Genomic DNA, 26,683 nt, shown 5'->3' with positions numbered 1-26,683 from the left:
AAAAATTATTTAATTAATTCAGAAACTGTAACAAACTTAAAACCTTTTTCTATCATCTTTGGAATAAATATATCCAAAGCTTTGACTGTATCATCAGTTGCATAGTCATGTAAAAGTATTATATCTCCATTTTGTACTTTATTAATTATTTTATCTGCGATACTATTAGCTCCAGGATTTTTCCAATCCCTCACATCTACGCCTGTCCATAAAACTACTTTGTAATCATGCTTTTTTGCAATTTCTACTAAATCCTTTTCTCTGTAACTCCCAAATGGTGGTCTAAATAATGTAGGTTTCTTTCCAGTAACTTTCTTTAAAATTTCTTCACACTTAACAATCTCCTCTTCAATTTGACTAGAAGTTAAATTGCTTATATCAGGATGATTAAAAGTATGATTTCCTATTTCATGCCCTTCTTTACTTGCTCTTACCAGTGGTTCTTTATACCACTGTGCATGTTTTCCAGCTATAAAAAATGTAGCCTTTACATTATACTTCTTTAACACATCTAAAACTTGATCAGTTTCTTTAGGATGAGGTCCATCATCAAAGGTAATTGCTATTAGTTTCTTTTCCCTTGAACCATGTTTAATTAAAATATTTTCATTCGTTTCCATCATTAAAGCAGAAACTTTACTAAAATTGGCTATTAGTATTATTCCACAAAACAAGACTACTGCTATTAAACTCTTAAATATTGTCTTTTTTTTCCCTGGTGTCATTTTTAAACTTCCTTTCAAATATTTTAGTTATTTATAAAAATTTTGAGTGTAGTACGTTTTATAACTTCCTCCAAATATTACTCCAACTCCAATATTATTATAATTCCCCAAAATATTTTTTCTATGTCCTTCTGAATTCATCCAAGCTTCATGTGCATATATTGCATTAATCTGTCCTGCTGCTATGTTTTCTCCTGCTGAAGTATATATTATTCCTTCTCTTTTCATTCTATCAAAAGGAGTTTCATCTTTTTTGTTTATATGGTCAAAAAAATTATTATCTCTCATATCTTCACTGTGTTTTCTTGAACTTAAAGTGGCTTGCTCACTGTATCTTAGTGAATTCAATCCTCTTTGATTTCTAACACTATTTACAAGGTCTATAATTTCAAATTCAAAGCATTTTTTAAGTTCTTCTTTATCAGTTGGATATAATTCTTTGAACTCATCTTCTGTACTTTTATCAATTATTAAATATGAACAAACTCTATTTTTTTCATGAATATCGTAGAAAATTGTAATATATTTACCTTCCTTATTTATTATATCATATTGATTTTCTGAATTTATTATATATCTAGTATTTCCTTTTTTCTTATATTTTAATGGAGTAATCTTGTTTCTTACTGTTTGTCTATCTTGATTTATTTTTATATCTTGATTTTCACATGAGTTCATAGAGTTACTGTAAAGTGCAACTACCTCATCATTTTCAACACCAACCATTGCAAAATCTTTTCCATATTGATTATATACATACCAGTCAAATCCATATTCACTAGTATCAATTCTACCAGGCTTTCCAATATTAGCTAAAACTTGATTTAAGTTTTCTCCTAAATTTAGTTTTTCAAAATTTTTTATATTAGTCTCGTTTAAATTATTCTCTCCATTATTATTTAGTTGTGAGCTTTGATTTTTCTCATCTTCCTTTTTCTTTGAATTATCACTTAAGTTTATTTTATCTAAAAACTCATTCCATATTTCGCTTTGAAAAAATTTTTCCTTCAAATCATCTACTTCTCTCAATAATTCAGGACTATAAAATAAAACAATAAGTATTACTAATACTAAAGCAATTAATTTTTTCAATATATTCCTCCTTTAAAAAGCTTCACTAAAAATTTCTAATATATACATTATCATGTATTAATACTGATAATATATACTAATTAAATCCTATTAACATCTCTTTATATGTTTTTTATTTAATAAGTATTATAAAAAAGCTTTACCTATTAATAGATAAAGCTACAATCTTAATGAAAATATTTCATCTAAAGTTCTATCAAAGATAGATGGCTTATCAAATTTCCAAGTTCCTTCATAAACTAATTCATTATTTAGATAAAAAGTACCTTGACCATGTTTTTTACCATGCATAAACTCTCCTACATACTTCTTTCCTTTTGACCATATGTAAGTTCCTTTTCCATGAATCAAATTATTTTTCCATTCTCCTTCATAAAGTATTTCTCCTTCACTATTATAACAAATACCATATCCCTCCATCTTTCCACCTTTAAATTCTCCTGCATATATACATCCATCATTCCATTTATAAATACCTTTTCCATCTTTTTTGCCATTCTTCCAAGTTCCAATATATTCATCTTTACTGTTATAGAGCATATTCCCAATGCCATTCATCATGTCTTCCTCAAAATAACCTATATACTCATTACCGTTTGAAAATACAAAATTTCCTTTTCCATTTTTTTTATCTTGTTTAAATTCTCCTATGTACTCCATATCAGTTCCTTCATCAACAAAAAAAGTATATGAACCTTGACCTTCCATCTTTCCTTCTAAAAACTTTCCTACATATACATCTCCATTAGAAAATTTATATATTTTGTTTTTTGGCTTTTTTGTATCGACATCATCTATATCACGAATTGTTTTTCCTTCTAATTCCAAGACTTCACTTTCTGATGCAAAATCACCCTTTTTTAAAACACGTTTTTTCATATTTTTTATGCTCTTAATCTCTTTATTTACTTCATTTATATATTTTAAATAATTATCATACAAATCAACATATTCTTTAGATAAATTCATAATGCCATTCCTCCAACGTTATTCATAGATATTTTATTAAATCTATTAAATTTATTATATCCTAATACTGGTCATGTTTTCTACACATTGAGTAATTTTTTCAATTTTAATTTTAAAATAACCTCTTTTAAAGTGATACACAAATAGTAAATAAACCATATTTATTATATTTTTAAATAAAAGAAGCTGAGGACTATAATATATAAATTTACATATTACAAACCCTCAGCTTATATTTTTATAGTTTATAAGTCTTTTGCTTTAAATCCTCTTCCTTTTACCTCTGTAACATCATTTACAGATATAAATGCTTTTTTATCATATTTTAAAGCTATATCCTTTATCTTTGGTATCTCACTTGATGCAACTATTGTATATATAATCTTCTTTTTTTGATGAGTGTATGCACCCTCTGCATCCAAGAAAGTTACACCTCTAACTAAACTTCTCATTATGTCTTCTGCTATCAAATCGACTTCAGTTGACATTACCATAACAGATTTTTGATAATTCATTGCATCTTTAATAAAAGTCATTGAATATGCATTTAGAAATAATCCTATGAGAGTATATAATGCTAAATCTAAACCAAATAAAAAGCTTCCTGTAAGTACTATCAAACCATTTATTGCTAAAGCAGTATCTTTCATTTCTATATTTTTCTTAATTTTTAGTATTGCAGCTATAATGTCTGTACCACCTTGAGAAGACCTAGTTCTAAATACAATACCAACTCCTAAACCAGATAATATACCTCCATACACACTTTGAAGCAATATATCATTGATAGGTATGATATTACTTACTTCCTGAGTTGCACCTAATAATAATGAAAATACAATCATATTTAATAAACTTGAAATACAAAATTCTTTTTCTAGGTATATAAAACCTAAAATAAATATTGGAATATTGATTAAAAATGTTAATAGACCCACATTGATATTTGTCAAATAGTTTATAGATGTTGCTATACCTGTAGCACCTCCACTTAATAGATGTGCTGGTCTTAAGAACCCATTTATTCCTATAGATGTCATCAACATCCCCAGTAGCATTGTTGAATATCTTAAAGCTGGATGTTTTTGTAGGGTATTCTTAACTTCACTCATTTCTTTCTCCCTTCAATTCTTATAAATCTTTAGAATTTTAAAAACTTACTTTTATATATATTATTACTGATGTAATAGATAATATTTCAAGCAAATTTTTTCATAGAGTTTCTTGAACTGTCATCTATTACATCATCTATTATAGTATCTTTTATATATATGTCTAGTGCATTTTTTTATATTCCAAAATTTCAAAGTACTTAAATTCTCTCATTTATGCTCCAAATTAAAATTCTTCTAGCACAATATGATACTATATATTATGCAACTTGCAATATAGTAAATTTATAGTATTTTTTCTTAAATATTTATTTTTATAGTATTTTAGTAAACTTAACCATATAATTCTTTATTCATAATTAAGTTTTAAATGAAATTTTTATTTTTATAATTTCAGTACATGATTTTTTTATTTCATTATTTGCAATTTTTCCATTCAGTTTTTACTTTAAAATTTTTTTATTTTATTTTGTTTTAAGTATTCAAAGACGCCTATTGTTACTTTATATTTTTACATAAAATTCATTATAATTGGGATTAATATTACTGTAATCGTACCAGAAACCCCAATAGAAACTCCACTCATTGCTCCTTCTACTTCTCCAAGTTCAAAAGCTTTAGTTGTTCCCAGAGCATGTGCTGATGTCCCAAGTGCAATTCCTTTAGCAACTGGATGATTTATATTTCCAAGTTTAAATACAGTAGAAGCAACCATCCCACCAAAAATACCTGTAAAAATTATAGCTACTACTGTTATTGACTCTACACCATTTAAAGAATTTGCTAAAGATATTCCCATTGGTGTTGTTATAGATTTTGGAATAAGAGAGTTTATTATACTTACATCTGAATTAGCTATTTTACCAATTATTAATACAGATGCAAAAGAAATTATTATACCACAACCTATTCCTATAACAATCTCAAGCATATGCTTTTTAAATAATTCAAACTGTTTATAAAGTGGAACTGCAAGCACTACTGTAACAGGTCCTAAAAAGAAATTTATGCTATCTGCTCCTATCTTGTAATTTTCATAAGGAATTTTTGTTATGCTTAGAAATAATATGATTCCTACAATAGCAATTAACATAGGGTTACATATAGGATTATTTGTTTTTCGCTGAATGTATCTCCCTAAATTAAAAAACACGATTGTTACTATTATACCAAATACTGGTGTTTGTAATACATTATACATTCTTTTGTCCTTCTTCCTTCTTTTTTATCATTTTTTCCACTATAATTCCAGTGGTGTACATTACTACTAATGTACTTAGACATATAACTAGTAAAAGTACTAATACATTTTCTTTTATTAGGTCTAGTGATTTTATAAGAGACACTCCCGCTGGTATAAAAAATACAGCCATATTATCAAGGAAAAATCCACTTATATTTTCTATACTGCTTAAATCCAACACTTTAAATTGTAGCAATATGAATAATAATAGCATGCCAACTATACTCCCAGGAATAAGTATAACACTTTGTATAAATGAGCTTATATACTCTCCTATTACCCATATACATAAAATTATTACTAATTGATTGAAAACTTTCATTTTCCACCTCCAAAAACTAAAGAGATTGTTTCAAACCATATATTTGTAGTCTTATAAACAAGCAAATATCTTTCTTCAAATAGAAAGTTATGATTTAATACAATCTCTCTTTAAATTTATTTTTATTTTAATTTAATAAAATACATACTTGGTTGTTTCAAAAAACTTAATTATATAAATCTATTTTTTGCTTAAAATTTCTTTTGTTTTTGAATTGTTATACATACTATCTGGAACTTCACTTCTTAAACTATAAAAAGTTTTTTTTGCATTTTCTAAATCTCCATTATCATAATATAGCATGCCTAACTCATAGTAGGAATCATCATAGTACTGGTCATTTTTAGTATACGTATTTATATACTTCTTATAATACTTTATAGCTTCATCCTTATTTTTCAATGCTTTATTTGTTATTGCTAATTGATATATTGATTCAGAAATGTATTTTTTAGTTTTTCCTGAGGAAACTATACTTTTGAAACTATCTATCGCTTTTTCATACTCTTTATTTTTCTTTAAATCTAAAGCCTTATAGTATAAGTCTTCCTCATTAGCTACAGTGATTTCTTTTTCTGGTTCTTTATTTTTAGCTTCATCTAACTCTTTATTTGTTTTTTCTAATTCTTTATTTGTTTCACCCAGTTTTTTATCAGTTTCAGTTAACTTCTCATCTTTCTTACTTATCTGATTATTCAAGGTTTCTATTCTCTTTTTACTTTGAATAAAATATACACCCATTGCAATTACAATACAAGCAAATATAATATATGGTAAGCTATTTTTCTTCTTCTTTTTAACTCGTTTTTCCTCTTCTTTTTTACTTGTATCTTCTGGTTTCTCTTCTTCTTTTTCAAATACTGGATTATCTTTATCTATCTCTTTGAGTCTATCCAAATATCCTTCTCTCTTTTTTACATTACCTAGTTTATCATACAATAAAGATAAGATTACATATGGTTCTATTAGTTGTGGTTCTTCCTCTACTATATTCTCCAAAATATGTATTGACTCATAATTCATTTCTTCATTTATAAACCTTATAGAATGATTGTATCTGCCTAAAAATGTTTTGAAATCTTCAGATGAAATTAAATTAACATATTTTCTTGATATATGATTATTTTCATAACATAGAGCAGTATAAAAACTTTCAAATGATTTAGCAAAATCGCATTTTAATAACTTTAGAAGCCCTCTAAGATTTAATATATCAATATCTTTAGGATTTATTTCTAAAGCTTTATTTACCATATTAACAGCACTAGTTATATAGTCTTTATACGCTAAGTCCAATGCATTATTGTACCTTTTATATGATTCTAATTTTAACTCCTTTGATGTTGTATCTGACTTTGACTTCAAAGCTCCTTGTAAATTTAAAAGAGTCTCTTCTTTATAATTAGTAGTCACATAGCTTTGTTTTAATGCTTTTAGTGTCTCATCACCATCTTCTTCTTCTATGTTAAAAAAAGTTAAATCGCTTTTATTTTCTTCTATCAAAGATATATCTAAAATTTTTCTAGGCATGTTTTCTATATCTTGTTTTATATCTTTTACTAAAATAATAATCACCTCCACTTCAAAATATATATTTAAGATAACATATTTAATATGTCAAGTCAAAACTATACATTTTTTGCCATTATTCTCACAATAAAAAAGGTAATCCAATTCTTTTTATGAAAAGGTTACCTTTTTTACAATATTACTAACTTTTAATGTTGAATTTTTTTACTTTTCTATAAAGAGTAGCTATACCTATATTCAATGCTTCTGCTACTTTTTTCATTCCTTCTGTATTACTGCCATATTTTTTGATAGCATTTTCTATAGCTTCTCTTTCAAGGTCATCCATAGTCTTAACCTCTTGTTTGTATAGTTCATCCAATTTAAAAGATATTAAATCAGACATACTCCTTACAAAAGCAGTTAATTCCTTATCTTTTGAAAGTATCTTTTCTTTTTGCTCTTCATTAAATGCAGCTATACCCAATATTCCAAGTATATGTTCTCCCATTTTAACAGGAGTACATATATCTGCTAACTCTTTACAGTTTTCTCTATTTGCACACTTATTACAGTTCTCTTCTATTTCCTTATTTATAACATAGGATTTTCCATCTTTTAAAACAAGAGAATACACAGATTTCTCTGATATTGTTTCTCCTATTTTACCTCTGAATATTCCTGTTCCTGCTATCCTAGTCAAATCTTTTGTAACTAAAGTAACATCTACATCTAACACATTAGAAATATTCTCGCAAATACTTTGAACGTAATTAGTTATATTATTTAAATTCAAAGTAATCCCTCCTATTTAGATTTATATTTTTTAATACTCTACATAAATCCTATTCTTGAGAACTTTAAGCTTGTGGTTGTGGTTGTGTCTCACTAGGTTTATTATCAGTTGGTGGTGTTTCTGGTTTTGGTTTATTATCTGTATTTTGATTATTTGTATTTTGATTATCTTTATTTTCATCTGTCTTTGGCTTTTCTTCTGGTTTTGGTTCCATAGTTCCAACTAATATAATACCTTCCTTCTTAGGATAATATGAATTAGCTATTTTTTCAGTTTTAATTTTCTTGCCATTTGCATCATTAAATGTTCTATATGTTGATACAGAGTATGCATTTCTTCCACTCTTATCTACTTTTTCTTTTCCTTTAGGCATTGAAGAATCATTGACCCTCTTCATTGTAGTTTGTGAAACTCCATCTAATTTTGTTGATATTGTTATATTTTGTTTATCCTCTGCACTTCCATATATATTGCAAACAATTTGATTTCCTGAAACATAATTTTTTATGTAAATTGGATGCTTAAGATTGTTTTTAAATAAGAAATCTATTCCGCTGTCTGCAACAGTGGCATCCCTTCCTTTTGGAACATAACTTGATGGTATAGTATGATTTTTTACATTAGTAATTTCTAAGCCTGCATATAAAACAGAATTATATAGAGTTGATGAAACTTGACAAACTCCTCCACCATAATCCTCTTCCATTTCTCCCTCTACTATAACAGGAGCACTTTTGTAGCCATTCGCTTTGCTTCTTTTTCCTGTATGTTCATTAAACGAAAAAGTTTCTCCTGGCATAAGTAAAATATTACTTATACTATCTGTTGCTAATTTTATATTTATACTTCTATTTACCTGAGAAGTTTTAAATGTTGTTGCATATTTACCTAAATTTGTGTCTATATTAGCAAGTTGCTCTTTTTTTATTTTTGCTGAAGTAGCTTTTACCACTAACTTATTTGTATACTTTCCTTTTTTAATCTGACTGTCAAAACTATTCATACTCTTAGAAATATCCATTTTAAGGCCATCAGAATCTGGTACAACCTTTACCTTATCACTACTTATATCAATTGTTGCATCTTTTACCTCTACATCTATTTCTTTAGCTATTTTTTCCATTTCTGTTTTTAACTTATTTTTATCATAATTTGTTACTACTACTAAATTACTCTTTTTACCAAAATTTGCTGAAATAGTTTTTGATAGGTTGCTAAAGAAACCATTCTTTCTATTTAAATTATATGCATTTTCTACAGTTTTATCCAAATCAGCAGATAAATTTAGGTCTTGACTTTTAACTTTCCAACTTCTATCGTTGTAATTAAATTCAACATTATCTAAATTGTATTTTTTAGCTAATTCCTGCTTAGCCTGAGATTTAGTTAATCCTCCAACACTTATGCTATTAACATATGTGTTTTTTGCTATTTTCTCCCCTTTAAACTGCATACACATTATACCTACAAATATTACTAATAATAATGCTACAGCTCCAATAGCTATAACTAGCTTTTTGTTCACATTAATCATCCCTTACTTCTCCTTACAATAAAATTATTTATATACACCTACTATTATATTACTACATAATGTGCCTTAAAAACCCAAAAACTTTTTAATTATATAATAATTTAACATTATCAATATAAATAACTAATATTCACTCAATCCTTTTTCTGATATAGAATATATTTTTTCATTGTATATGTTGATAGCATAAACTTCTTTTCCTCTAAATAAACCTTTGTTTACTACAGCATAATAATAAATATTTTTTTGTTTTCCAAATAATTCTTCTAAACTTTTTTTACTTTTTACATATTTATCAGCTTTTTCTATATCCAATATATCAACCTTTTTGTATTTATTTTCTTTTTCATCAAGAGTATTAGTCAACACAAATTTAGCTTTATCTTTAGTAATACCAAATTGATAGCTTCCATCTTCTAATATTCTAAAATATCCTTCTCCATAGTCCACCTTATAATCTTTTTTACCATCTTTATATGAATATAAATCTTTAGTTTTTGCACTTATTAAAACTTCATTTATTAATTTATCATACTCATATACCTCAGCATAATAGTATTTATCGTTTTTTACCATTTGTGGAAGTGAGTTTATAGATAGATTTGCCTTTTCTTTCCCACTTTTTTTAGAGATTATATTTATAATGTCATCAGATGTTAAAGTATACAATGATAAATTCTTTTTATATTTCTTCTCTAAACTTTGTACCTTTTCATCGTCTGAATAGTCTTCTTTTAGATAGTCTATATACTGTAATGCTTTCTCATAATCACCAGAAGTGTTTGCTTCTTCTGCTTTACTTATATAGTAATCATACATTTCTTCAACACATTGTTTTTTAGCGTTTTGAGCTAGGTTGTAATATTTTTCGTCTTCTTTTAATACTTTATTATATTTTTCAATAGCATCATAATATTTATATACTTTTTGGTCTTTTACTGCAGAGTCATAAACATCTCTAGATTCTTTAATTGTTTCTACATTTTGCTTGTATACATCTAAGTTGCCACCTATACCATTTAAAATTGAAATAGTATTTATGTAAGAAATTGCCACATTGTAAGTAATATTTTCTTCTTTATACATTTCTCCAACTCTATTAGCTTGAGTTATTAAATCATCTACATTTATATTTATTTTATCTAATGATTTTACTGTATTTATTAATCCAATAAAACTTTCTTGACTTATATCTCCATCTAAATATTTGTCACCACTATTTAATAATAATTTATTTATTTTTTTAGAAATGGATTTATTAAACCTTTCCATTTTTGAATCAGAAAACTTTTTATCTACACTTGCATAGTAATCCACAGCAATAGAGTATTGTCTTTTCTCTACAATTTTTAACAACTCATTTGCTTCATTTCCTACACTAAATTCATTACTACTTAAGAAAAATACTATGATTAAAACAAGTATGCCTAATGCTGATAATGAAACTGCTACTATAGATTTTCTTTTTTCATCAATAAAATCTACAGTTTTTTCAAATAAATCTCTAAAATTCATTATAGTTCCCTCTCTATTTAGCAATATTTATATTTATGATAAACTAAATTTCTTATTGGTTATTATATCATAATTCCTGAAAAAAAATAAAAACACAAGTTAAATCGTGTTTTTATTTTACCTACCAATCATTATTTTATACATAAATATTTCCTTTACATAAATTATGATATCTTTCTCTTTATATCCCTAGAATGACTTTTTTGTTTTTTATTAGCACTGACATTTTTCATTCTTGTTGTATGTATAGTTTTGTTAGCAAATATTTTTCTAGCATTGCATAAAACAACTCCTGTAGTCAAGCATACTGTAAGCACACTCGCCATTAAAAAGTAATAATCCAATCCTACATGTACTCCCATAACTGAATTTATTAATACTAATGCAAAAGTCATTGCAAAACATATCATCATGGAGATAACTAAAATTCTTAGAATTTTTTTCAATCCAATCACCTCGTATAATCACTAATATTGACACTACCCCTTATCCATTACTATACCAAATTAGTAAAAAAATAGCAATTATTATTGTCATTTATATTACGAAAATATTAAATATTTTTAATAAATATCTTTTTTTGACATTAGTATTCCTTCATTTTAATAAAATAGTAACACTAATCTGTGCTAATTAATAGAATGAAATAAATGATAATTTATTGAGGGGTGATTTACATGCCAAATTTGCCAAGTTTAGGATCCAAGGCTCCTGATTTTAAAGCCAATACAACAGATGGCCCTATTAGACTGTCTGATTACAAAGGTAATTGGGTTGTTTTATTTTCACATCCTGGTGATTTTACACCAGTTTGTACTACTGAATTTTTATGCTTTGCTAAATATTATGATGAATTTAAGAAAAGAAATACAGAATTAATCGGCCTAAGTGTTGATAGCAATAGCTCTCATTTAGCTTGGATGTACAATATGTTTTTACTTACAGGTGTAGAAATCCCATTCCCTATCATAGAAGATAGAGATATGAGAATTGCCAAATTATATGGCATGATATCAAAACCAATGAGTGATACATCTACTATCCGTTCTGTATTTATTATAGATAATAATCAAATATTAAGAACTATTCTTTATTATCCATTGACTACAGGAAGAAATATACCAGAAATACTTAGAATAGTAGATGCTCTTCAAACTAGTGATAGAGATAATGTAGTTACTCCTGCAAACTGGTTCCCTGGAATGCCTGTTATCTTGCCATATCCTAAAAACTATAAAGAGTTAAAAAATAGAGTAAATAGTTGTAATAAAAAGTATTCATGTATGGATTGGTACTTATGTTTTGTGCCAGATAATTACACAGATGAAGAATATACTAAAAATATTGATGATACTTACAGTTGTAAAAAAGAACATACTAAAAATATTGAAAATGATTACGAACAAGAAAATATTAAGTGTATAAACAAATCTCATGACCACAAACAAGAATACAATAAGGATGTTAAAGATAGTTGTGATTTCGAACAAAAACATACTAAAAATACTAACAAAATTCATAACTCCAAACAGGATAAACTTAAAGATAAATCCTGTGATGAAATAAAATACAAATACGATAAATGTAGTAAAGAGGATAATAGCTATGATAAATGCGATAAAGAAGATAATAGCTATGAGGATTTCTATAAACAAAATTATAAAAACTATGATTATACAAGTGAAAAAAATTCTAAAAAAATAGCTATGAAAACATTAAAAGACTCAAAGAAGTTAGTTAGACCACAAATAAATGACCCATATAATCCAATAGTTGAAAATATAAATTGTCCAGATATAAATCCTATTGTAATGGAATATGTTCTTGGTAATCCAACTAATGTAGATGCTCAGTTATTAGATGCAGTTATTTTTGCATTTGCTGAAATAGACCAATATGGTAATTTATTTATTCCTTATCCTAGATTCCTAAACCAATTGCTTGCGCTTAAAGCTGAAAAGCCTAGCTTAAAAGTAATTGTAGCCATTGGTGGTTGGGGAGCTGAAGGATTCTCCGATGCAGCTTTAACGCCTACATCCAGATATAACTTTGCAAGACAAGTCAATCAAATGATAAATGAATATGCTTTAGATGGAGTTGATATCGACTGGGAATATCCTGGAAGTAGTGCAGCTGGTATAAAATCGAGACCTCAAGATAGAGAAAATTTCACACTTTTACTAACAGCTATAAGAGACGTTATAGGAGATGAGAAATGGCTTAGTGTAGCTGGAACAGGGGATATGGGATATATAAACTCAAGTGCTGAAATAGATAAAATAGCTCCAATAATAGATTATTTTAATCTTATGAGTTATGATTTCACAGCAGGTGAAACAGGGCCAAATGGCAGAAAACATCAGGCAAACCTTTTTGACTCAGACTTATCCTTACCAGGATATAGTGTTGATGCAATGGTTAGAAACCTTGAAAATGCTGGAATGCCTTCTGAAAAAATCCTTCTTGGCCTTCCATTTTATGGAAGATTAGGTGCCACTATAACAAGAACTTATGATGAACTTAGAAAAGATTATATAAATAAAAATGGATATGAATATAGATTTGATAGAGTTGCTCAGGTTCCATATTTAGTTAAAGATGGAGAATTTGCAATGTCATATGATGATTCATTATCTATATTCTTAAAAACTCAATATGTGCTTAGAAACTGTTTAGGTGGTGTATTCTCTTGGACATCAACTTATGACCAGGCAAATATATTAGCTAGAACTATGTCTATTGGTATAAATGACCCTGAATTGTTAAAAGAAGAACTTGAAGGTCTTTATGGTCAATTCTAATTAGACATAATATAAAATTTTATACTTTTGACATATAAAAAAGCAGATTGCATTATATTAAATGAGTTTTACTTAATTGATAATAATATCAATTATTTTGAAATCAGAAACTTATCTTATTATAATACAATCCTGCTTTTTTGGTTATAAGTCAATGTTTTTTTAATAGCATGCTAATTCCTAATTATATACCAATAGCTTTTTTGGCTAACTTATCAGCTTCTTCATTGTATTTATTTCCAGAATGCGCTTTAACTTTCATAAATCTGACATTTAACTCAGTTTTGATACTATCATAAAAGTTTTTATATGCTATAGTTCCTTCTTTATTTGTTTTCCAAACTCCAGTGCACCACTTTTCAATACCTTCATAGTCAAAATATAAAATCAGGTTTTGAATATTATTATCAATACAGTACTGCATTGCAATTTTAGAAGCTTCTATCTCACCCGCCACATTTCTCATACCTACTAAAGTTTGCTCTTTTCCATTTTTACTATAAGTTTTTATAACTTCATTCTTCTTTAGAATTACAACACCTGAACCATACATCTTTATTGAATGCTCATAACTACCATCAACATATGCTTCTATAAATTCTTCATCTTCTTTAAATGTTGGTTTTGTTGCTCCATAAACATACTCTTTTGCTTCCTGTGATGTAGTAAAACTCTTGTATTCAGCTCCTGAAAATCCATTTACTTGTTTTTTACACTCATCCCATGTCTCATATATTCCAATTTTTTTGCCCTTTTTTACAGCATAAAACTTTTGTTTTGCCAAATATATCACTCCCACCATTAGTTTTTATGTTTCTCTCATAAATATATCTAGATTTATTAGATAATTTTTATCGAAATACTTTACTCTCATATCTTTGTTTTCAATATCTATATGATATACTTCTCCTTTTACAGCTCTTTGCCTTATATTTTCATTGATATCTTTTTTTATAGTATTTTTATCAACTTCATCATTTTCTATTTTAGTATTGACCTGTAATGCTTTTATAGTATCAAATATAACAGATTTTAGTATTAGGCTTCTAGATTTATTTAAGTGTTTTTTTGCATAAGTATAAAAATCGTTACTATTCATCTTTAAAATTTTACAACCATGCAAATCTTGCTCTAGTCTTTTTAATGTGCTTATATTAGTGCCAACATCAAAAATCACAAAGCATCCATAATCATATTTACTTCTTAAAAGTCTTCCCATAGCTTGCTTTACTTTTATAGTCATCTGGGGATAATTTATACTGTAATAATCTATATTATACTTCTTCATTATAGTATAATACAAAGGGTCTTTAGGGTTTAAATTAGGAAGCTTGTCCAAAGTTACACATACCAAACCATCGCCTGGAATGTCTACACCTTCAAAACATCCTTTTGAGCCAAGTACTACACACTTTCTATTTAAATCATTAAGATGTCTAACACCTTTTTTATTAGCATAAATTTCTAAATTTAAACCATGCAAATATTTTTTTAATATATCATAAGTTTTTTCTTGTCTATTTTTACTATTAAAAAGAGCTAACATATGCCCTTCTGTAATGCATGATATATTCGATATAATTTTACTTATTTCATTTGGAAATTCAGCATTTTTATACTCACAAATATCAGAAAACGCTACTACAGAAACCATATTCTTATAATCAAAAATTGGTTCTATAATTTTTTCTATATTCTTAACCCTATCTATTCCCAATGTAGTTTTAAAATAAGACATATTTTGAGATAAACTTAAGGTTGCTGATAAAAATATTCCTTTCTCTAGCTGAGATAAAATATTTTCTTCAAATAAATCTGCTATTTTTAATGGAACTACTCTAAATTCAAAATCATTATAATTCTTTTCAATTTCAACTATTCTTGCATAATCATCATTCTCATCATACTCCAAGAAAATTTCAAAAACAATTTTTATATCCTCTAAATCTCTTGTCTTTGCTTTTCCAAACTTATATATATCTGTTTCTTTATCTATACTATCATCATCAATATTCCTATAAATTACAATTATTATTGAAACTAAATTTTTTATTATTTTTTCACAACTTAGTTTTATCTTTTCACTATACAATCTATAGCTAACTTCAGTATCTATATCATCTTTTTTTATTTTTCCTGCAATTTCATCTATTTGTAAATTTAATTCCCATCTTAGGTTATAATTGCTTACATTACCATATTCACTACAATTGCCAAATGCTAATATTGAATCTATTTCTTCAATAATAAGATTTATACTCCTAGCAATCTTTTGTTTATCTTTTCTTTCAATTTTTAATATATGATAGAATTTATCAAAAGCCTTTATTTTCTTCATGTTTGTATTAGTTTTTTTATACATAAAACTACTATCTTGTATAAATTCATAAGGATAAATTTCTTGCAATAAGTATCTTAAAGACTTTGAATTTATGATACTTGAAAAAAAATCATATCCTTTTTCAGTTAAATTGTGAGCCTCATCTACTATTATATTTTCTAAAGGCTTTTCATCTTTATATGGCCATTTAGCCAGTAAAGAGTGGTTTATTACTGTTATATGTTCATCTTTTAACTCTTCTGTCCTATTTTTATATAGACAATCTTTTTTACATTTTTTAGGTTTACACATGTTTGGGTCACAACTTATATTTCTTAAGTGAGTATTTATTTCCTTGAAGTTATCCAACACCCAATAATTTATTTCTTCTATATCTCCATATTTACCACCTTCAACTAATCTTTCTAAAAATATTAAAGATAATATTTCTTCTTTAGTAGGTTCTTGAGACTCATAATCTGCTATATATGCTTCTAATCTATCTATACATATATAGTTGTTTTTTCCCTTTATATATCCATAACTTACTTTACCATTTAACCCTAAAGAATTTAACACATTTGGAATATCTTTATTTATCAATTGTATCTGCAATTCTTTTGTATCAGTAGAAATTAGCAATCTTTTTTTATTAATTCTAGCTTCTAATATAGCTGGCAATAAGTATCCAACACTTTTTCCTATCCCTGTTGGCGCCTCTATGCACGCAATTTTTTCGTCATCTTCATTATTTCTAAACAATTCTCGTATTGCCTTAGTAAGCTCATACTGACCTGGTCTATATTCATATGTAAATCCCTCTTTACTCTCCCATATATGCTTATATTTTAATAATTCTTCATATTTCTTTTCTTGCTCACGTAAAATTTTTAAAGTTTCTTTTTCTTTTATATTTTCTTCTTTTGGATTAAACTCCTCATCTTCTTTTATAATACTTACATCATGAGATAAATCATAGTTTGCTTCTTCTAAAAATTTACTCCATTCCCATTTTCCAAGATTAAACTTATTTAGATATGAATTTATTTTAAAACTTAATGGCTCTAAATTAGTTTTCTCATGGTTATTAAATCTTATTAAAAGAGAATTTACAATATTTATAGTATCAATAGCATCTGATAAAGCTCTATTCTTGGTCTCAGATTTATCGCTAGTTAAAATACTTTTTAAATACACCAAACTATAATCCTTATGATATGGCTCTAAAATAATTGCCAACTCAATTGAATCAATAAATTTATTTTTTAGCTTTGGCATATAGTACTCAAAAAACTTTATTTTAAAACTTAAATCATGACATATAATCAGACTATCTCCTACAAAATTTCTTAACTCCTCTTCTACCATTTTTAGATTAAAAGCATCTTCTAAATCAATTTTTTTAAGATTATCACATAGAGAGAATACTTCTATAGGTACTTCAGCTTTATTTTTTATTAACGATTGATATGTCTCAGCTTTCCAATCTTTAATTTTAACAGCTCCAACTTCTAAAATTTCTGAATTTAAATAGTCTATTCCACTAACTTCTATATCTAAAAAAACAACATCATTCAATATACTTATTATATTATTCATTTTTTTATCCCTTCAAGTTAAACCAATTTCACTTCTACACAATAATTGCTCCTTATATTTTATCATTTATAATGTATTTTGTTTAAGATAATTAATGTTATTTTATATATCTTAAAAGAAACTTCTTTAATTTATTATTTGTATATATGAATATTTTTAACTATAAATATTCAAACTATATTATAAGAAAGATTTACTTGAAATTTTAAATAAGAGGTGACATTGTGAAAAAAGATAGCCTGAAAAAATACATTATGATAGGAGCATTCGCTTTAATACTTTTTGGAATTGCTAGTATGAACTTTAAATCCCTAGATAAAACAAAAACTCAAATTTCTAGTCCAACACTTGATACACATGAATATGATTGGTATTTTAATCCTAGAGAGGATGGTAAACAACCATCACCTATAAAAGAAGCCAATTTTTTTAAGAAATATGATTCATATTATGTAGGAAACCCTAATGAAAAAGTTATATACTTATCATTTGATGCTGGATATGAAAGTGGGAACACTCCAAAGTTGCTAGATACACTAAAAAAACACAATGCAAAGGCACAATTTTTCGTAGTTGAGAGTTATATAAAAAGTAATCCAGATTTAATAAAACGTATGGAAAAAGAAGGTCATTTGGTTTGTAATCACTCAAAAAGTCATCCATCAATGGCTGGAATTACAGATTTTGAAAAATTCAAAGAAGAAATTACAAGTGTAGAAAAAGCATATAAAGATGTTACTGGAAAAGAAATGCCTAAATATTTTAGACCACCAATGGGTAAATTTAGTGAACAATCTCTAAAATATACACAAGACTTGGGTTATAAATCTATATTTTGGAGTTTTGCTTATGTAGATTGGTATGAAAAGAAACAACCTACTCATGAGTTTGCTAAAAACAAAATTTACTCTAGAACACATCCTGGTGCAATAGTTTTATTACATCCAAATTCTTCAACTAATACTGAGATATTGGATGAAGTACTTACACATTGGGAAAAAGAAGGTTACAAACTTAAAACACTTGACTATTTAAGCAGTAAAAAATAACATTTTAATTAAAATAAAACTCCCTCATGAATTATAGTAAAAATAAATCTATTTATAAATACTTTAATTCTTGATGGAGTTTTGTGTTTTAGAATTATTTAAAAAGCATTGTCCATTCATTTATCTCTTCATATCCTATATCGTGATATATTTTTCCTGCTATTTCATTATTATAAAAAAGACATGGTATTTTCCCTTCTGACAATAGTTCTTTACTTAAATTGTACACCATATAACTAGCAAGCCCTTTTTTTCTATGCTGTTTGTCTGTACTTACAGAAACTATCATTGCTAAAAAACTAGTTTCCATACCAGTTGATACAGTACTAATCATAGTATTATTATCTTTTATGAAATATGCTCTTACGTTACCTTCTTTTAAGTACTCTTTTCTTGCTTCTATGTAATTTGGACTTACCTTATATCCTGATTCATTTAAAAGTTTTCCTATTTCATCAATGTCTCTTTCATATGCCTTTTCTATCCTATATTCATTCATAGTAGAAAAATCCAGCTCTTTTATTTTCTTTAATATACAAAATTTATTATCCAATTTTTCATAAAAATCTTTGTATATACTCACTAGTCTATCTATTACACACTTTTTTCCACTTATACTTTCTATATCTAATCCTTTTATATGGCTTTTCATTTCTTCTACATCAAAATTATTTTCTAAACTATAGATTATAAGTGTTGACTTATTTTTTAATATTATAGAAGTTATACTTTCTTCTTTTGTCTGAGACCATACTTCTTGAGAATCAGAACTAAATCCATAGTTTTCAACATATCCAATTATAAATAAGTTTAAACTTTCTTCATGTGATACATATTGCCAGAATTTTTTTTCTAAAGTATTATCTATTTTTACAATCAAGTGTACATCCTCCTTTTGTGTTAATAATGATATACCTTATAATTTATAGTATCATTTAAAGTTATTAACTTCTACTAAATATTCTAAATTTTTGTAAATAATTTAAATTTGTAAATTTATAATTTTTTCAGAAAAATCAATCAGTGATTATATTATATTTTCTACTTTACAAAATTGAACTATATTTTTAAATTTCTATGCAATATGTTGGTATTTCTGTTTATATTCTTTTAATGCCTCATCCCAGGCTTCTTCTACTGAGATACCTCTCTTGGTTGCAATCCTTTGTGCTAATTCTATTATTCTCATAGCTTTTCTTGATATATTCATATATTTTCCTCCTCTAAATTATCATAAATTATTTTAAAATTATTTAATTTGTATCAAATATATTACTTACTTATATATTACTAACTATTTGTGTACTAAGTGTGAACTATATTAGAAGAAATTTAGAACTTAATAAAACACAAATTTTATATATACTTCATATAGATTTGTCATATTATAAAAACAGTGATATAATTTATTATCATTTTATGGAGGTGATATATTATAAAAATAAGAGATGAATATACATGCCCTCTTGAAATTGTACATGATATCATTAAAGGGAAATGGAAGACTATAATTGTATTCAAGTTGAGACAATGTAATAAAACATTCTCTAACTTAGAGCATAGTATAGATGGAATAAGTCAAAAAATGTTAATCCAACAATTAAAAGAACTTAGAGAATTTGGTATTGTTGATAAAATCAGTTCAACTGGATATCCATTACATACTGAATATTTCCTTACCAATCGTGGCAAAAAAATGCTCCAAGTTGTAGAGATAATGCAAGAAATAGGTATAGAATATATGCTTGAACATGGACAACAAGAATTTTTAGACAATAAAGGAATCTGTTATAATAAATAATTCTATACATACCAAAAAGTAAGTAATTTACATTTCATTTAGCAGTATTATAATTAAAATATAAAAGGAGGTATAAATATGTCTATAGCTTTAATTTTAATTGATATTCAAAATGATTATTTTAAAAATGGGAAATGTGAATTATTTAATACAGAAAAAACTGCTGAAAATGCTAAAAAAATACTGACACTCTTTAGAAAAAATAACTTACCAATTATTCATATACAGCATATATCAATGAGTTCAACTTCATCATTCTTTCTCCCCGACACTTATGGTGCAAAAATAAATAAAAATGTTTTTCCACTTGAGAATGAAGAAATTATCATTAAACATACACCAGATAGTTTTTTTAAAACACGTTTACAAAGTTGTCTTGAAGAAAAAAACATAGATAAATTAGTGATTTGTGGAATGATGAGTCATATGTGTATTGATACAAGTGTAAGAACAGCAAAGAAACTTGGATACGATATTACGCTTATAAGCGATGCTTGCACAACAAAAAATTTATTTTGGGATGACAAAGAGATTAATGCTGAAATTGTACATCAAGTATTTATGGCATCCTTACAATCTAGTTTTGCAGATATAAAAAATACAGACATTTTTTTGTCTAATTATTGTAAATAAAAATATTTACCATTATAAAGAGCAAACTTAATTAATTTAAGTTTGCTCTTCAATCATATAATCTTATATATCCCTTCTAGTATTTTTATATATATAAAATACTTTTTCTGATTTTAGATTTAGGTGCAACAATCATATAATTTTCAAATGTTACTATATCCACATAAAAAATGTAGTGTTATAGTATATATAATATTACATAAAAGGGGGGTGCTAAATAGATGAATAATCATATACTTATTCAATTTGAATATATAGCAAGAATCATTATTGCTGGTTTATGTGGAGCTTTGATTGGATATGAAAGAAAAAATAGGCTAAAAGAAGCTGGAATCCGAACTCATTTTATAGTAGCACTAGGATCAGCACTTATAATCATTGTTTCTAAATATGGGTTTGATGATGTAGTAGGTACTCCAGGTATTGGTTTAGACCCTGCCCGTGTTGCAGCACAGGTTGTCAGTGGGATAGGTTTTTTAGGGGCTGGATTGATATTTATCAGAAATCAATCAGTGAGTGGACTTACTACAGCTGCTGGTATATGGGCGACAGCAGGTACAGGGCTTGCAATTGGTTGTGGATTATACTTACTTGGTATTGTTTCAAGCATTATTATCGTTATCACGCAAATACTACTTCATAGAGATAGGAAATGGATGAAACTCCCTACAGCAGAGCAGGTCTCTCTCAAAATTTCTAACAGCACTGATTCAATCTCATATATTGAAGAAAAATTTAAGCAGTCTAAAATTGAAATTATAAATATGAATATTAAACGCATTGATGGAGATTGGCTAGAAGTAATTATCTATACTAAATTACCCAAAGGATATAAAAAGACAAATCTGTTAAAGTTGTTTAGTGATAATCCTCTTATAGAATCTTTAGAGATATAATATAAAAAATAGACTAGCTAAACACTAGTCTATTTCTTTGTTACTAATAACATATTTTACAAGCTACATATCCATTTGCTTCTGCTTCTTCTCTACTCATTGAAATTGCACCTTCCATATTATGTGCAGTAGGAGAAGAATGATATTTATTTGATTTAGATTTTCCTCCATTTGCATATACAGTTTCAGATGTTTTTTGGTTGTTTGGATTTGATTCTTCAGTTTTAGGATTTTGAACTTGAACGTTTTCAGTTGACTTATCGACGCTTTCTTTATCAAGTTTTTCTGCTTTTTCCTTTTCTTCTTTTTCTTTCTGAGCTAACTCTAACTCCTCTTGTTTTTTCTTTTCTTCTAACTCTTTTTTCTTTTGTTTCTCTAAGTTATCTTTTTCTTCTTTTGCTTTTAATTCTTGTTTTTCTTTTACTTCCTTGTCTTTTGTATCCTGTTCTTCTTTTCTTTTTATTTCCTGTTGCTCATTTAAGTTAGGTTCCGTTGCTACTTTAAACGTTGCTCCCCACCATACCCAATTGAACATTAAGAGTATAAACACTACAAATAGGCTTATAACAACTTTTAATGTTTTTACTATTTTATTACTATTTTTATTTACACTTTTTACTAAAAATAGAATAGACAATAATAATAATGTTAATGGTAATAATAAAATTCCTATAATAACAATTAATATCTTTTGCCAACTTTTTAATACTTTAAACTTCTCAAACATAAATTCCCCTCCAAAACAATAAGTTAACTACTTTATCATCCATGACTATCAATCTAATAAGATTTAAGTCTGATAAATATTGATGTTAATTTTTAATAATCCCTTAATTTTCATCCTATATCCCCCTGTTTATACATTATTAATTAAATTATATAGTAAACAAATAATAAATGTTGTCGAAAATCAAAATTATATATTGTTAATTGGGTATAAAGATAATTATTACTAATTTTCAATCTAAACACTATCTACTTATACTTTAACCAATATAAAACATAATTAAGACTTATTCTTATGTCACACATAGAATGGAAATGAAACAGTAAATATTTTAGAAGTTCTTAAAATACAATTTGCCACCAATTTTATAATAAAGTGGCAAATTGGTGGCAAATTTACATTTTTTTATGTTATTTATTGTCTAGTTTATTAAAATTTAGCTATTTATTTACAGGAACTTGAATTTCAGTTACAAATTCATCTACAATTCCAGTTTCATGTATATCTATTTTATATATCTCTATTGGCGCAGCATTTATTTTATAATTATTTTCTTTTATAAATCTAAATACTTTTTCCATATATATTTTATTATTAGAGTTACTTCCAGTATAATTTAATGTTACATAGTACCCCTCATCAAAAACTATATTATATATCTCCTCATTATCTTCCAAAAAACAAAATACAGACTTAAACTCATTAAAGATACCATTATTGATTGCTTCAATAGAAAAAGCAGAACCAATATTATTATTTCCAAGTATATTAAATCTGTCTTCATATTCTTTTTGAAGCTTTTGAATCAAGAAATCAAAATCCTCATCTCTTTCTATATCAGCATTTAATTCTAAGGCTTTTCTTTTTTCTATATATACAACTTCTATCTCATCTATTTTAGTATTTTGAATCACACTTTCAATTGAACTTAATCTTGTTATGATATTTTCCTTGTGACTTACAAGTTCAAGCATCTTTTTGTCAATTAAATCAAGTTCTTCATTTAATATAGTTTTTGTAGATTCTATACTTCTATCGTCTAAATATTCTTTTATCTTTTTCATTGGAAAATTCAAACTTCTAAATTCTTTTATCAAATTCAATTTCCATATATCAGATATATTATACATTCTATATCCATTGGTATCTCTAAATGGTTTTAGAATTCCTATTTCTTCATAGTACATTAAAGAATCTCTTCCTATACCATATATTTTAGATATTTCTCCTATTTTATAATAATCTTTCATTTATATATAAAGACCTCCATAATTATATTTTTTCTTAAAAATAAATAACTCGTCTATTTCCCTAATTCTATTTTAGAATATACTAAAAAATCGTCTAAAACAAGTTTTCAAAAATAAATTGTATTTTGTTAACTATCTAAATATATCTATATTTTGTTCATTATTCTATTATAATATTGATTATGATGTTTCTGACTCTACGCTTTTCAAAAGATATATTTGACTTTGTATTTACATCTATGCCATTATGTTTTTATATGATATTTTTTATTTCCAAAATATACCTTTATAAATTTAATAATATTGATATATTATTTCAGTATATTGTTCAAATATTAATTAACATTTAAATATTTTTAATATAAACACAGTTAGTATCAAAAAATCAAAGTATCTTATGGAGGAATGCTATGCCAAATTATGATTATATAAAAATGTTAAATAAAAAAGTAGAACTATTGTCTAAAGATTTAGAGAAAAGAAATTGTAAATTAAAAGTCTCAAACGAAATAGATTTTTTTACTAAAATGCCAAATAGAAAATGTATATATCAATATATTGATAATTGTATTTCAAAAAATACTTCTATTGGAATTATGTTATTAAATATTGATAATTTTAAATTATTCAATGATATATACGGATACCTAGTTGGAGAAAATTTATTAATTAATCTCATTCAAAAACTATTGTATTATGTTCCAGAATCTAAAGGAATAGTTGGCCATTTAAAAGGAGAAGGATTTTTGATTGCTATCCCAAATATATCAAAGGAAAAATTAGATGATATGGGAACATCTATTATAAAATCTGCTAGGGAATTAAAAATACAACTTCCTAATGAAAAAGAAGTCTATTCTAATGTTACATTTAGTATTGGTAGTACAGTTTGGAATGGTAAATCAGATGTAACTACTTTAATACTTTTAAATCAAGTATATAGTGCTTTAAAAAAAGCTAAAAGTGAAGGTAAAAATAGATACATTTCATTTGATTTTAATGATAATAATTTTTATAATAAATTAGAAAGTGATAAAGAATTTTTATCAGAAATATCATATGCTTTATTGGATAAACAAATTGAGGTATTTTACCAACCACTTTATAACATAAAAAGTAATACTATAGTTGGATGTGAAGCACTTGCACGCTGGAGACATCCTCTTAAAGGGCTTCTCACTCCAGATAAATTTATATCTTTATTTGAACACTCTGGACTTATAATAGAATTAGATTTATATTTATTTGAAGAAAACTGTAGAAATATAAGAAGATGGATTGATAACAATGATGTGTTTGTATCAATTTGTTGTAATTTTTCTCGTCTTCACTTTTTTAACCCTAATTTTCCAAGTACTTTAAAAAATATTACTGAGAAATACAGTATATCTACATCAAATTTTAGCATTGAAATTACAGAAAATATATTAATAGAAGATACAAATACAATTATTCAACAACTAAACGAATTACGTTCTTTTGGTTTTTCTGTATCAATAGATGATTTTGGCTCTGGATATTCATCCTTTGGTATGTTGCAAAATCTCCCTTTGGATATAATAAAAATTGATAAAATATTTTTATCCCATGACTTAAATGATTTTAAAAATACAACAATTTTGTATTCTATAATAAATATTGCAAGAGCTCTTGGTATGCTTACAGTATGTGAAGGTGTTGAAACAAAACAACAAGTAGAGTTTATCAAAAGCATAAACTGTGACATTGCTCAAGGTTTTTATTATGCAAAACCTATGGAATGTAAGCAATTTGAAAAGTTACTATCTAAAAAAAATACTTCAGATAAAATGTTTATCAAATATTCTGATATAGGAAAATCTTTAATAGAAAAAATCTTTGATGCATTTTTTATTATGCAAGATATGCAAAAACTAAGAGCAAATGTTATTGAAAATATTAAATGGTTTGATTTTTATAACAAAAAAGAACTTATATCTTTTTCTGAGGTGATAGAACACTTTGAAAAACATATCAAAGGTAAAAAATTTTCTATTCTTTATAAAAGCATAACTCCACATGATGTTGGTTCAGATTCATTACTAATTAGTGGAGAAGCTGTTTTATCTGATGAAACTACTGATTATCAAAAATATAGTAATTTCTATTTTAGTGCAAATTGTATTATTTCAGAAAATAAATTAATCTTAACAAAAATACATTTAGATTTAATTAAAACTGCTGGTTATATAAATGAATTTGAATCATATTCAATACCTAAAATGACAAACACTCATCTCGATGAAAGTAGTACTTTATCACAATTTTATTCAATGCTACCTGTAGGTATCATTCGCTATGATTTACTTGGTGATATGATTATTACATATATGAATGAGGAAATGTTTGATATTATAGGTTATACAAAAGAACAATTTTTTGGTGAAATGAGTGGCAACTTAAGAGCAATTGTTCATCCAGATGATTTAGATTTTGTTTATAAAAAAAGTTTAGAAATGATTGACACAAATAATATTAATCCTTTTTTATACAGATTTATAAAACGTAATGGTCAGATTGTTACAGTTATGTATAAACAATGTAATCTTTCTGCAATTGATGGAAGATCTATTGCACAAGGTATGTATATCGATGTTGATAAAATAAAAAATTTAATAGATATTTAATTTTAACTGTCTCAACTATAAATAAATTACAAATACTGTTATAGATTTATTAAATTAAAATTCCAATTTATGTATAATTAATAACAATCGTTCGACAAATTGATGATAAAATTCCCACTATGTGCTATAAGTTAATATATAATGC

At 26.1% G+C, this 26,683-nt stretch carries 23 protein-coding genes; 6 read left to right on the top strand and 17 right to left on the bottom strand.

All coding sequences use genetic code 11. The features are described from left to right. Positions 1–5: 5 nt before the first annotated feature. The 11 genes from IC219_RS12925 to IC219_RS12875 all read right to left on the bottom strand — a co-directional run bounded on the left by IC219_RS12925 (position 6) and on the right by IC219_RS12875 (position 11,230). Positions 6–725 (bottom strand): polysaccharide deacetylase family protein, encoded by a 720-nt coding sequence (locus IC219_RS12925; RefSeq protein ID WP_227432793.1) that lies wholly within the window; start codon positions 723–725, stop codon positions 6–8. Positions 726–752: 27 nt separating this feature from the next. Beyond that, positions 753–1,817 carry a CAP domain-containing protein gene (locus IC219_RS12920; protein ID WP_227432791.1) on the bottom strand — a complete coding sequence of 355 codons (1,065 nt, stop codon included), beginning with the start codon at positions 1,815–1,817 and terminating at the stop codon, positions 753–755. 159 nt (positions 1,818–1,976) lie between these two features. Continuing rightward, positions 1,977–2,786, bottom strand: a complete 810-nt coding sequence (locus tag IC219_RS12915; RefSeq protein ID WP_227432790.1) for an MORN repeat-containing protein — start codon at positions 2,784–2,786, stop codon at positions 1,977–1,979. Between the two features lie 245 nt (positions 2,787–3,031). Beyond that, on the bottom strand, positions 3,032–3,898 hold the full coding sequence (locus tag IC219_RS12910; RefSeq protein ID WP_227432788.1) for a YitT family protein: 867 nt from the start codon (positions 3,896–3,898) through the stop codon (positions 3,032–3,034). 511 nt (positions 3,899–4,409) lie between these two features. Further along, positions 4,410–5,099: an LrgB family protein gene (locus IC219_RS12905; RefSeq protein ID WP_227432787.1), complete on the bottom strand. Its 690-nt coding sequence runs from the start codon at positions 5,097–5,099 to the stop codon at positions 4,410–4,412. After that, complete coding sequence (locus IC219_RS12900) at positions 5,092–5,463, bottom strand: CidA/LrgA family protein (protein ID WP_227831170.1); 372 nt, start codon at positions 5,461–5,463, stop codon at positions 5,092–5,094. Before IC219_RS12900 ends, IC219_RS12905 begins: the two co-directional genes overlap by 8 nt. Before the next feature lie 180 nt (positions 5,464–5,643). Further along, positions 5,644–7,044 carry a tetratricopeptide repeat protein gene (locus IC219_RS12895; protein ID WP_413926943.1) on the bottom strand — a complete coding sequence of 467 codons (1,401 nt, stop codon included), beginning with the start codon at positions 7,042–7,044 and terminating at the stop codon, positions 5,644–5,646. A gap of 130 nt (positions 7,045–7,174) precedes the next feature. Continuing rightward, on the bottom strand, positions 7,175–7,768 hold the full coding sequence (locus tag IC219_RS12890; protein ID WP_227432784.1) for a GAF domain-containing protein: 594 nt from the start codon (positions 7,766–7,768) through the stop codon (positions 7,175–7,177). 64 nt (positions 7,769–7,832) lie between these two features. Continuing rightward, positions 7,833–9,302, bottom strand: coding sequence for a VanW family protein (locus IC219_RS12885; RefSeq protein WP_227432783.1), 1,470 nt, complete (start codon positions 9,300–9,302; stop codon positions 7,833–7,835). 123 nt (positions 9,303–9,425) lie between these two features. Beyond that, positions 9,426–10,817 (bottom strand): UbiD family decarboxylase, encoded by a 1,392-nt coding sequence (locus IC219_RS12880; RefSeq protein WP_227831171.1) that lies wholly within the window; start codon positions 10,815–10,817, stop codon positions 9,426–9,428. 164 nt (positions 10,818–10,981) lie between these two features. Then, on the bottom strand, positions 10,982–11,230 hold the full coding sequence (locus IC219_RS12875; protein ID WP_255612780.1) for a hypothetical protein: 249 nt from the start codon (positions 11,228–11,230) through the stop codon (positions 10,982–10,984). Between the two features lie 264 nt (positions 11,231–11,494). Between IC219_RS12875 and IC219_RS12870 the strand changes: the two genes are divergently transcribed. Then, positions 11,495–13,618: a peroxiredoxin gene (locus tag IC219_RS12870; protein ID WP_227831172.1), complete on the top strand. Its 2,124-nt coding sequence runs from the start codon at positions 11,495–11,497 to the stop codon at positions 13,616–13,618. Between the two features lie 184 nt (positions 13,619–13,802). On the opposite strand, the gene IC219_RS12865 is transcribed toward IC219_RS12870, so the two are convergent. Beyond that, complete coding sequence (locus IC219_RS12865) at positions 13,803–14,402, bottom strand: viroplasmin family protein (protein WP_227432776.1); 600 nt, start codon at positions 14,400–14,402, stop codon at positions 13,803–13,805. Between the two features lie 24 nt (positions 14,403–14,426). Continuing rightward, entirely contained in the window at positions 14,427–17,537 is a 3,111-nt protein-coding gene (locus IC219_RS12860) for a helicase C-terminal domain-containing protein (RefSeq protein WP_227831173.1), read from the bottom strand. A 224-nt stretch (positions 17,538–17,761) separates the two neighbouring features. Between IC219_RS12860 and pdaA the strand changes: the two genes are divergently transcribed. Continuing rightward, complete coding sequence (gene pdaA / locus IC219_RS12855) at positions 17,762–18,586, top strand: delta-lactam-biosynthetic de-N-acetylase (RefSeq protein WP_227432773.1); 825 nt, start codon at positions 17,762–17,764, stop codon at positions 18,584–18,586. Positions 18,587–18,680: 94 nt separating this feature from the next. On the opposite strand, the gene IC219_RS12850 is transcribed toward pdaA, so the two are convergent. Both IC219_RS12850 and IC219_RS21745 read right to left on the bottom strand, forming a co-directional pair. After that, on the bottom strand, positions 18,681–19,466 hold the full coding sequence (locus IC219_RS12850; protein WP_227831174.1) for a GNAT family N-acetyltransferase: 786 nt from the start codon (positions 19,464–19,466) through the stop codon (positions 18,681–18,683). A 195-nt stretch (positions 19,467–19,661) separates the two neighbouring features. Next, positions 19,662–19,796: a hypothetical protein gene (locus tag IC219_RS21745; protein WP_255287760.1), complete on the bottom strand. Its 135-nt coding sequence runs from the start codon at positions 19,794–19,796 to the stop codon at positions 19,662–19,664. A 312-nt stretch (positions 19,797–20,108) separates the two neighbouring features. Here IC219_RS21745 and IC219_RS12845 point away from each other — a divergent pair, with 312 nt between their 5' ends. The 3 genes from IC219_RS12845 (at position 20,109) to IC219_RS12835 (ending at position 21,916) form a co-directional block, all read left to right on the top strand. Beyond that, positions 20,109–20,387, top strand: a complete 279-nt coding sequence (locus IC219_RS12845; RefSeq protein ID WP_413926944.1) for a winged helix-turn-helix transcriptional regulator — start codon at positions 20,109–20,111, stop codon at positions 20,385–20,387. A 78-nt stretch (positions 20,388–20,465) separates the two neighbouring features. Further along, positions 20,466–21,020, top strand: a complete 555-nt coding sequence (locus IC219_RS12840) for a cysteine hydrolase family protein (RefSeq protein ID WP_227823704.1) — start codon at positions 20,466–20,468, stop codon at positions 21,018–21,020. Between the two features lie 221 nt (positions 21,021–21,241). After that, a complete protein-coding gene (locus IC219_RS12835; RefSeq protein WP_227432770.1) occupies positions 21,242–21,916 on the top strand; it encodes an MgtC/SapB family protein in 675 nt (224 codons plus the stop codon). Positions 21,917–21,959: 43 nt separating this feature from the next. On the opposite strand, the gene IC219_RS12830 is transcribed toward IC219_RS12835, so the two are convergent. Beyond that, positions 21,960–22,643 (bottom strand): hypothetical protein, encoded by a 684-nt coding sequence (locus IC219_RS12830; RefSeq protein ID WP_227482295.1) that lies wholly within the window; start codon positions 22,641–22,643, stop codon positions 21,960–21,962. A gap of 440 nt (positions 22,644–23,083) precedes the next feature. Further along, entirely contained in the window at positions 23,084–23,893 is an 810-nt protein-coding gene (locus tag IC219_RS12825) for a MerR family transcriptional regulator (protein ID WP_227831175.1), read from the bottom strand. A 410-nt stretch (positions 23,894–24,303) separates the two neighbouring features. On the opposite strand from IC219_RS12825, the gene IC219_RS12820 reads away from it, so the two are divergent. Next, complete coding sequence (locus IC219_RS12820; protein WP_227482294.1) at positions 24,304–26,538, top strand: EAL domain-containing protein; 2,235 nt, start codon at positions 24,304–24,306, stop codon at positions 26,536–26,538. Positions 26,539–26,683 lie beyond the last annotated feature (145 nt).

The sequence above is a fragment of the Clostridioides sp. ES-W-0018-02 genome, from assembly GCF_020658175.1.
Classification (GTDB): domain Bacteria; phylum Bacillota; class Clostridia; order Peptostreptococcales; family Peptostreptococcaceae; genus Clostridioides.
The sequence above is the reverse complement of the archived record's forward strand: the minus strand, read 5'-3'. Positions and strand labels throughout refer to the sequence as shown.

Coding starts and splice junctions, on each gene's coding strand:
- IC219_RS21745 (WP_255287760.1), bottom strand. CDS start 19,796: ATGAATATATCAAGAAAAGCTATGAGAATAATAGAATTAGCACAAAGG.
- IC219_RS12860 (WP_227831173.1), bottom strand. CDS start 17,537: ATGAATAATATAATAAGTATATTGAATGATGTTGTTTTTTTAGATATA.
- IC219_RS12820 (WP_227482294.1), top strand. CDS start 24,304: ATGCCAAATTATGATTATATAAAAATGTTAAATAAAAAAGTAGAACTA.
- IC219_RS12915 (WP_227432790.1), bottom strand. CDS start 2,786: ATGAATTTATCTAAAGAATATGTTGATTTGTATGATAATTATTTAAAA.
- IC219_RS12835 (WP_227432770.1), top strand. CDS start 21,242: ATGAATAATCATATACTTATTCAATTTGAATATATAGCAAGAATCATT.
- IC219_RS12830 (WP_227482295.1), bottom strand. CDS start 22,643: ATGTTTGAGAAGTTTAAAGTATTAAAAAGTTGGCAAAAGATATTAATT.
- IC219_RS12825 (WP_227831175.1), bottom strand. CDS start 23,893: ATGAAAGATTATTATAAAATAGGAGAAATATCTAAAATATATGGTATA.
- IC219_RS12900 (WP_227831170.1), bottom strand. CDS start 5,463: ATGAAAGTTTTCAATCAATTAGTAATAATTTTATGTATATGGGTAATA.
- IC219_RS12875 (WP_255612780.1), bottom strand. CDS start 11,230: ATGATGATATGTTTTGCAATGACTTTTGCATTAGTATTAATAAATTCA.
- IC219_RS12840 (WP_227823704.1), top strand. CDS start 20,466: ATGTCTATAGCTTTAATTTTAATTGATATTCAAAATGATTATTTTAAA.
- IC219_RS12870 (WP_227831172.1), top strand. CDS start 11,495: ATGCCAAATTTGCCAAGTTTAGGATCCAAGGCTCCTGATTTTAAAGCC.
- IC219_RS12905 (WP_227432787.1), bottom strand. CDS start 5,099: ATGTATAATGTATTACAAACACCAGTATTTGGTATAATAGTAACAATC.
- IC219_RS12925 (WP_227432793.1), bottom strand. CDS start 725: ATGACACCAGGGAAAAAAAAGACAATATTTAAGAGTTTAATAGCAGTA.
- IC219_RS12880 (WP_227831171.1), bottom strand. CDS start 10,817: ATGAATTTTAGAGATTTATTTGAAAAAACTGTAGATTTTATTGATGAA.
- IC219_RS12910 (WP_227432788.1), bottom strand. CDS start 3,898: ATGAGTGAAGTTAAGAATACCCTACAAAAACATCCAGCTTTAAGATAT.
- IC219_RS12885 (WP_227432783.1), bottom strand. CDS start 9,302: ATGATTAATGTGAACAAAAAGCTAGTTATAGCTATTGGAGCTGTAGCA.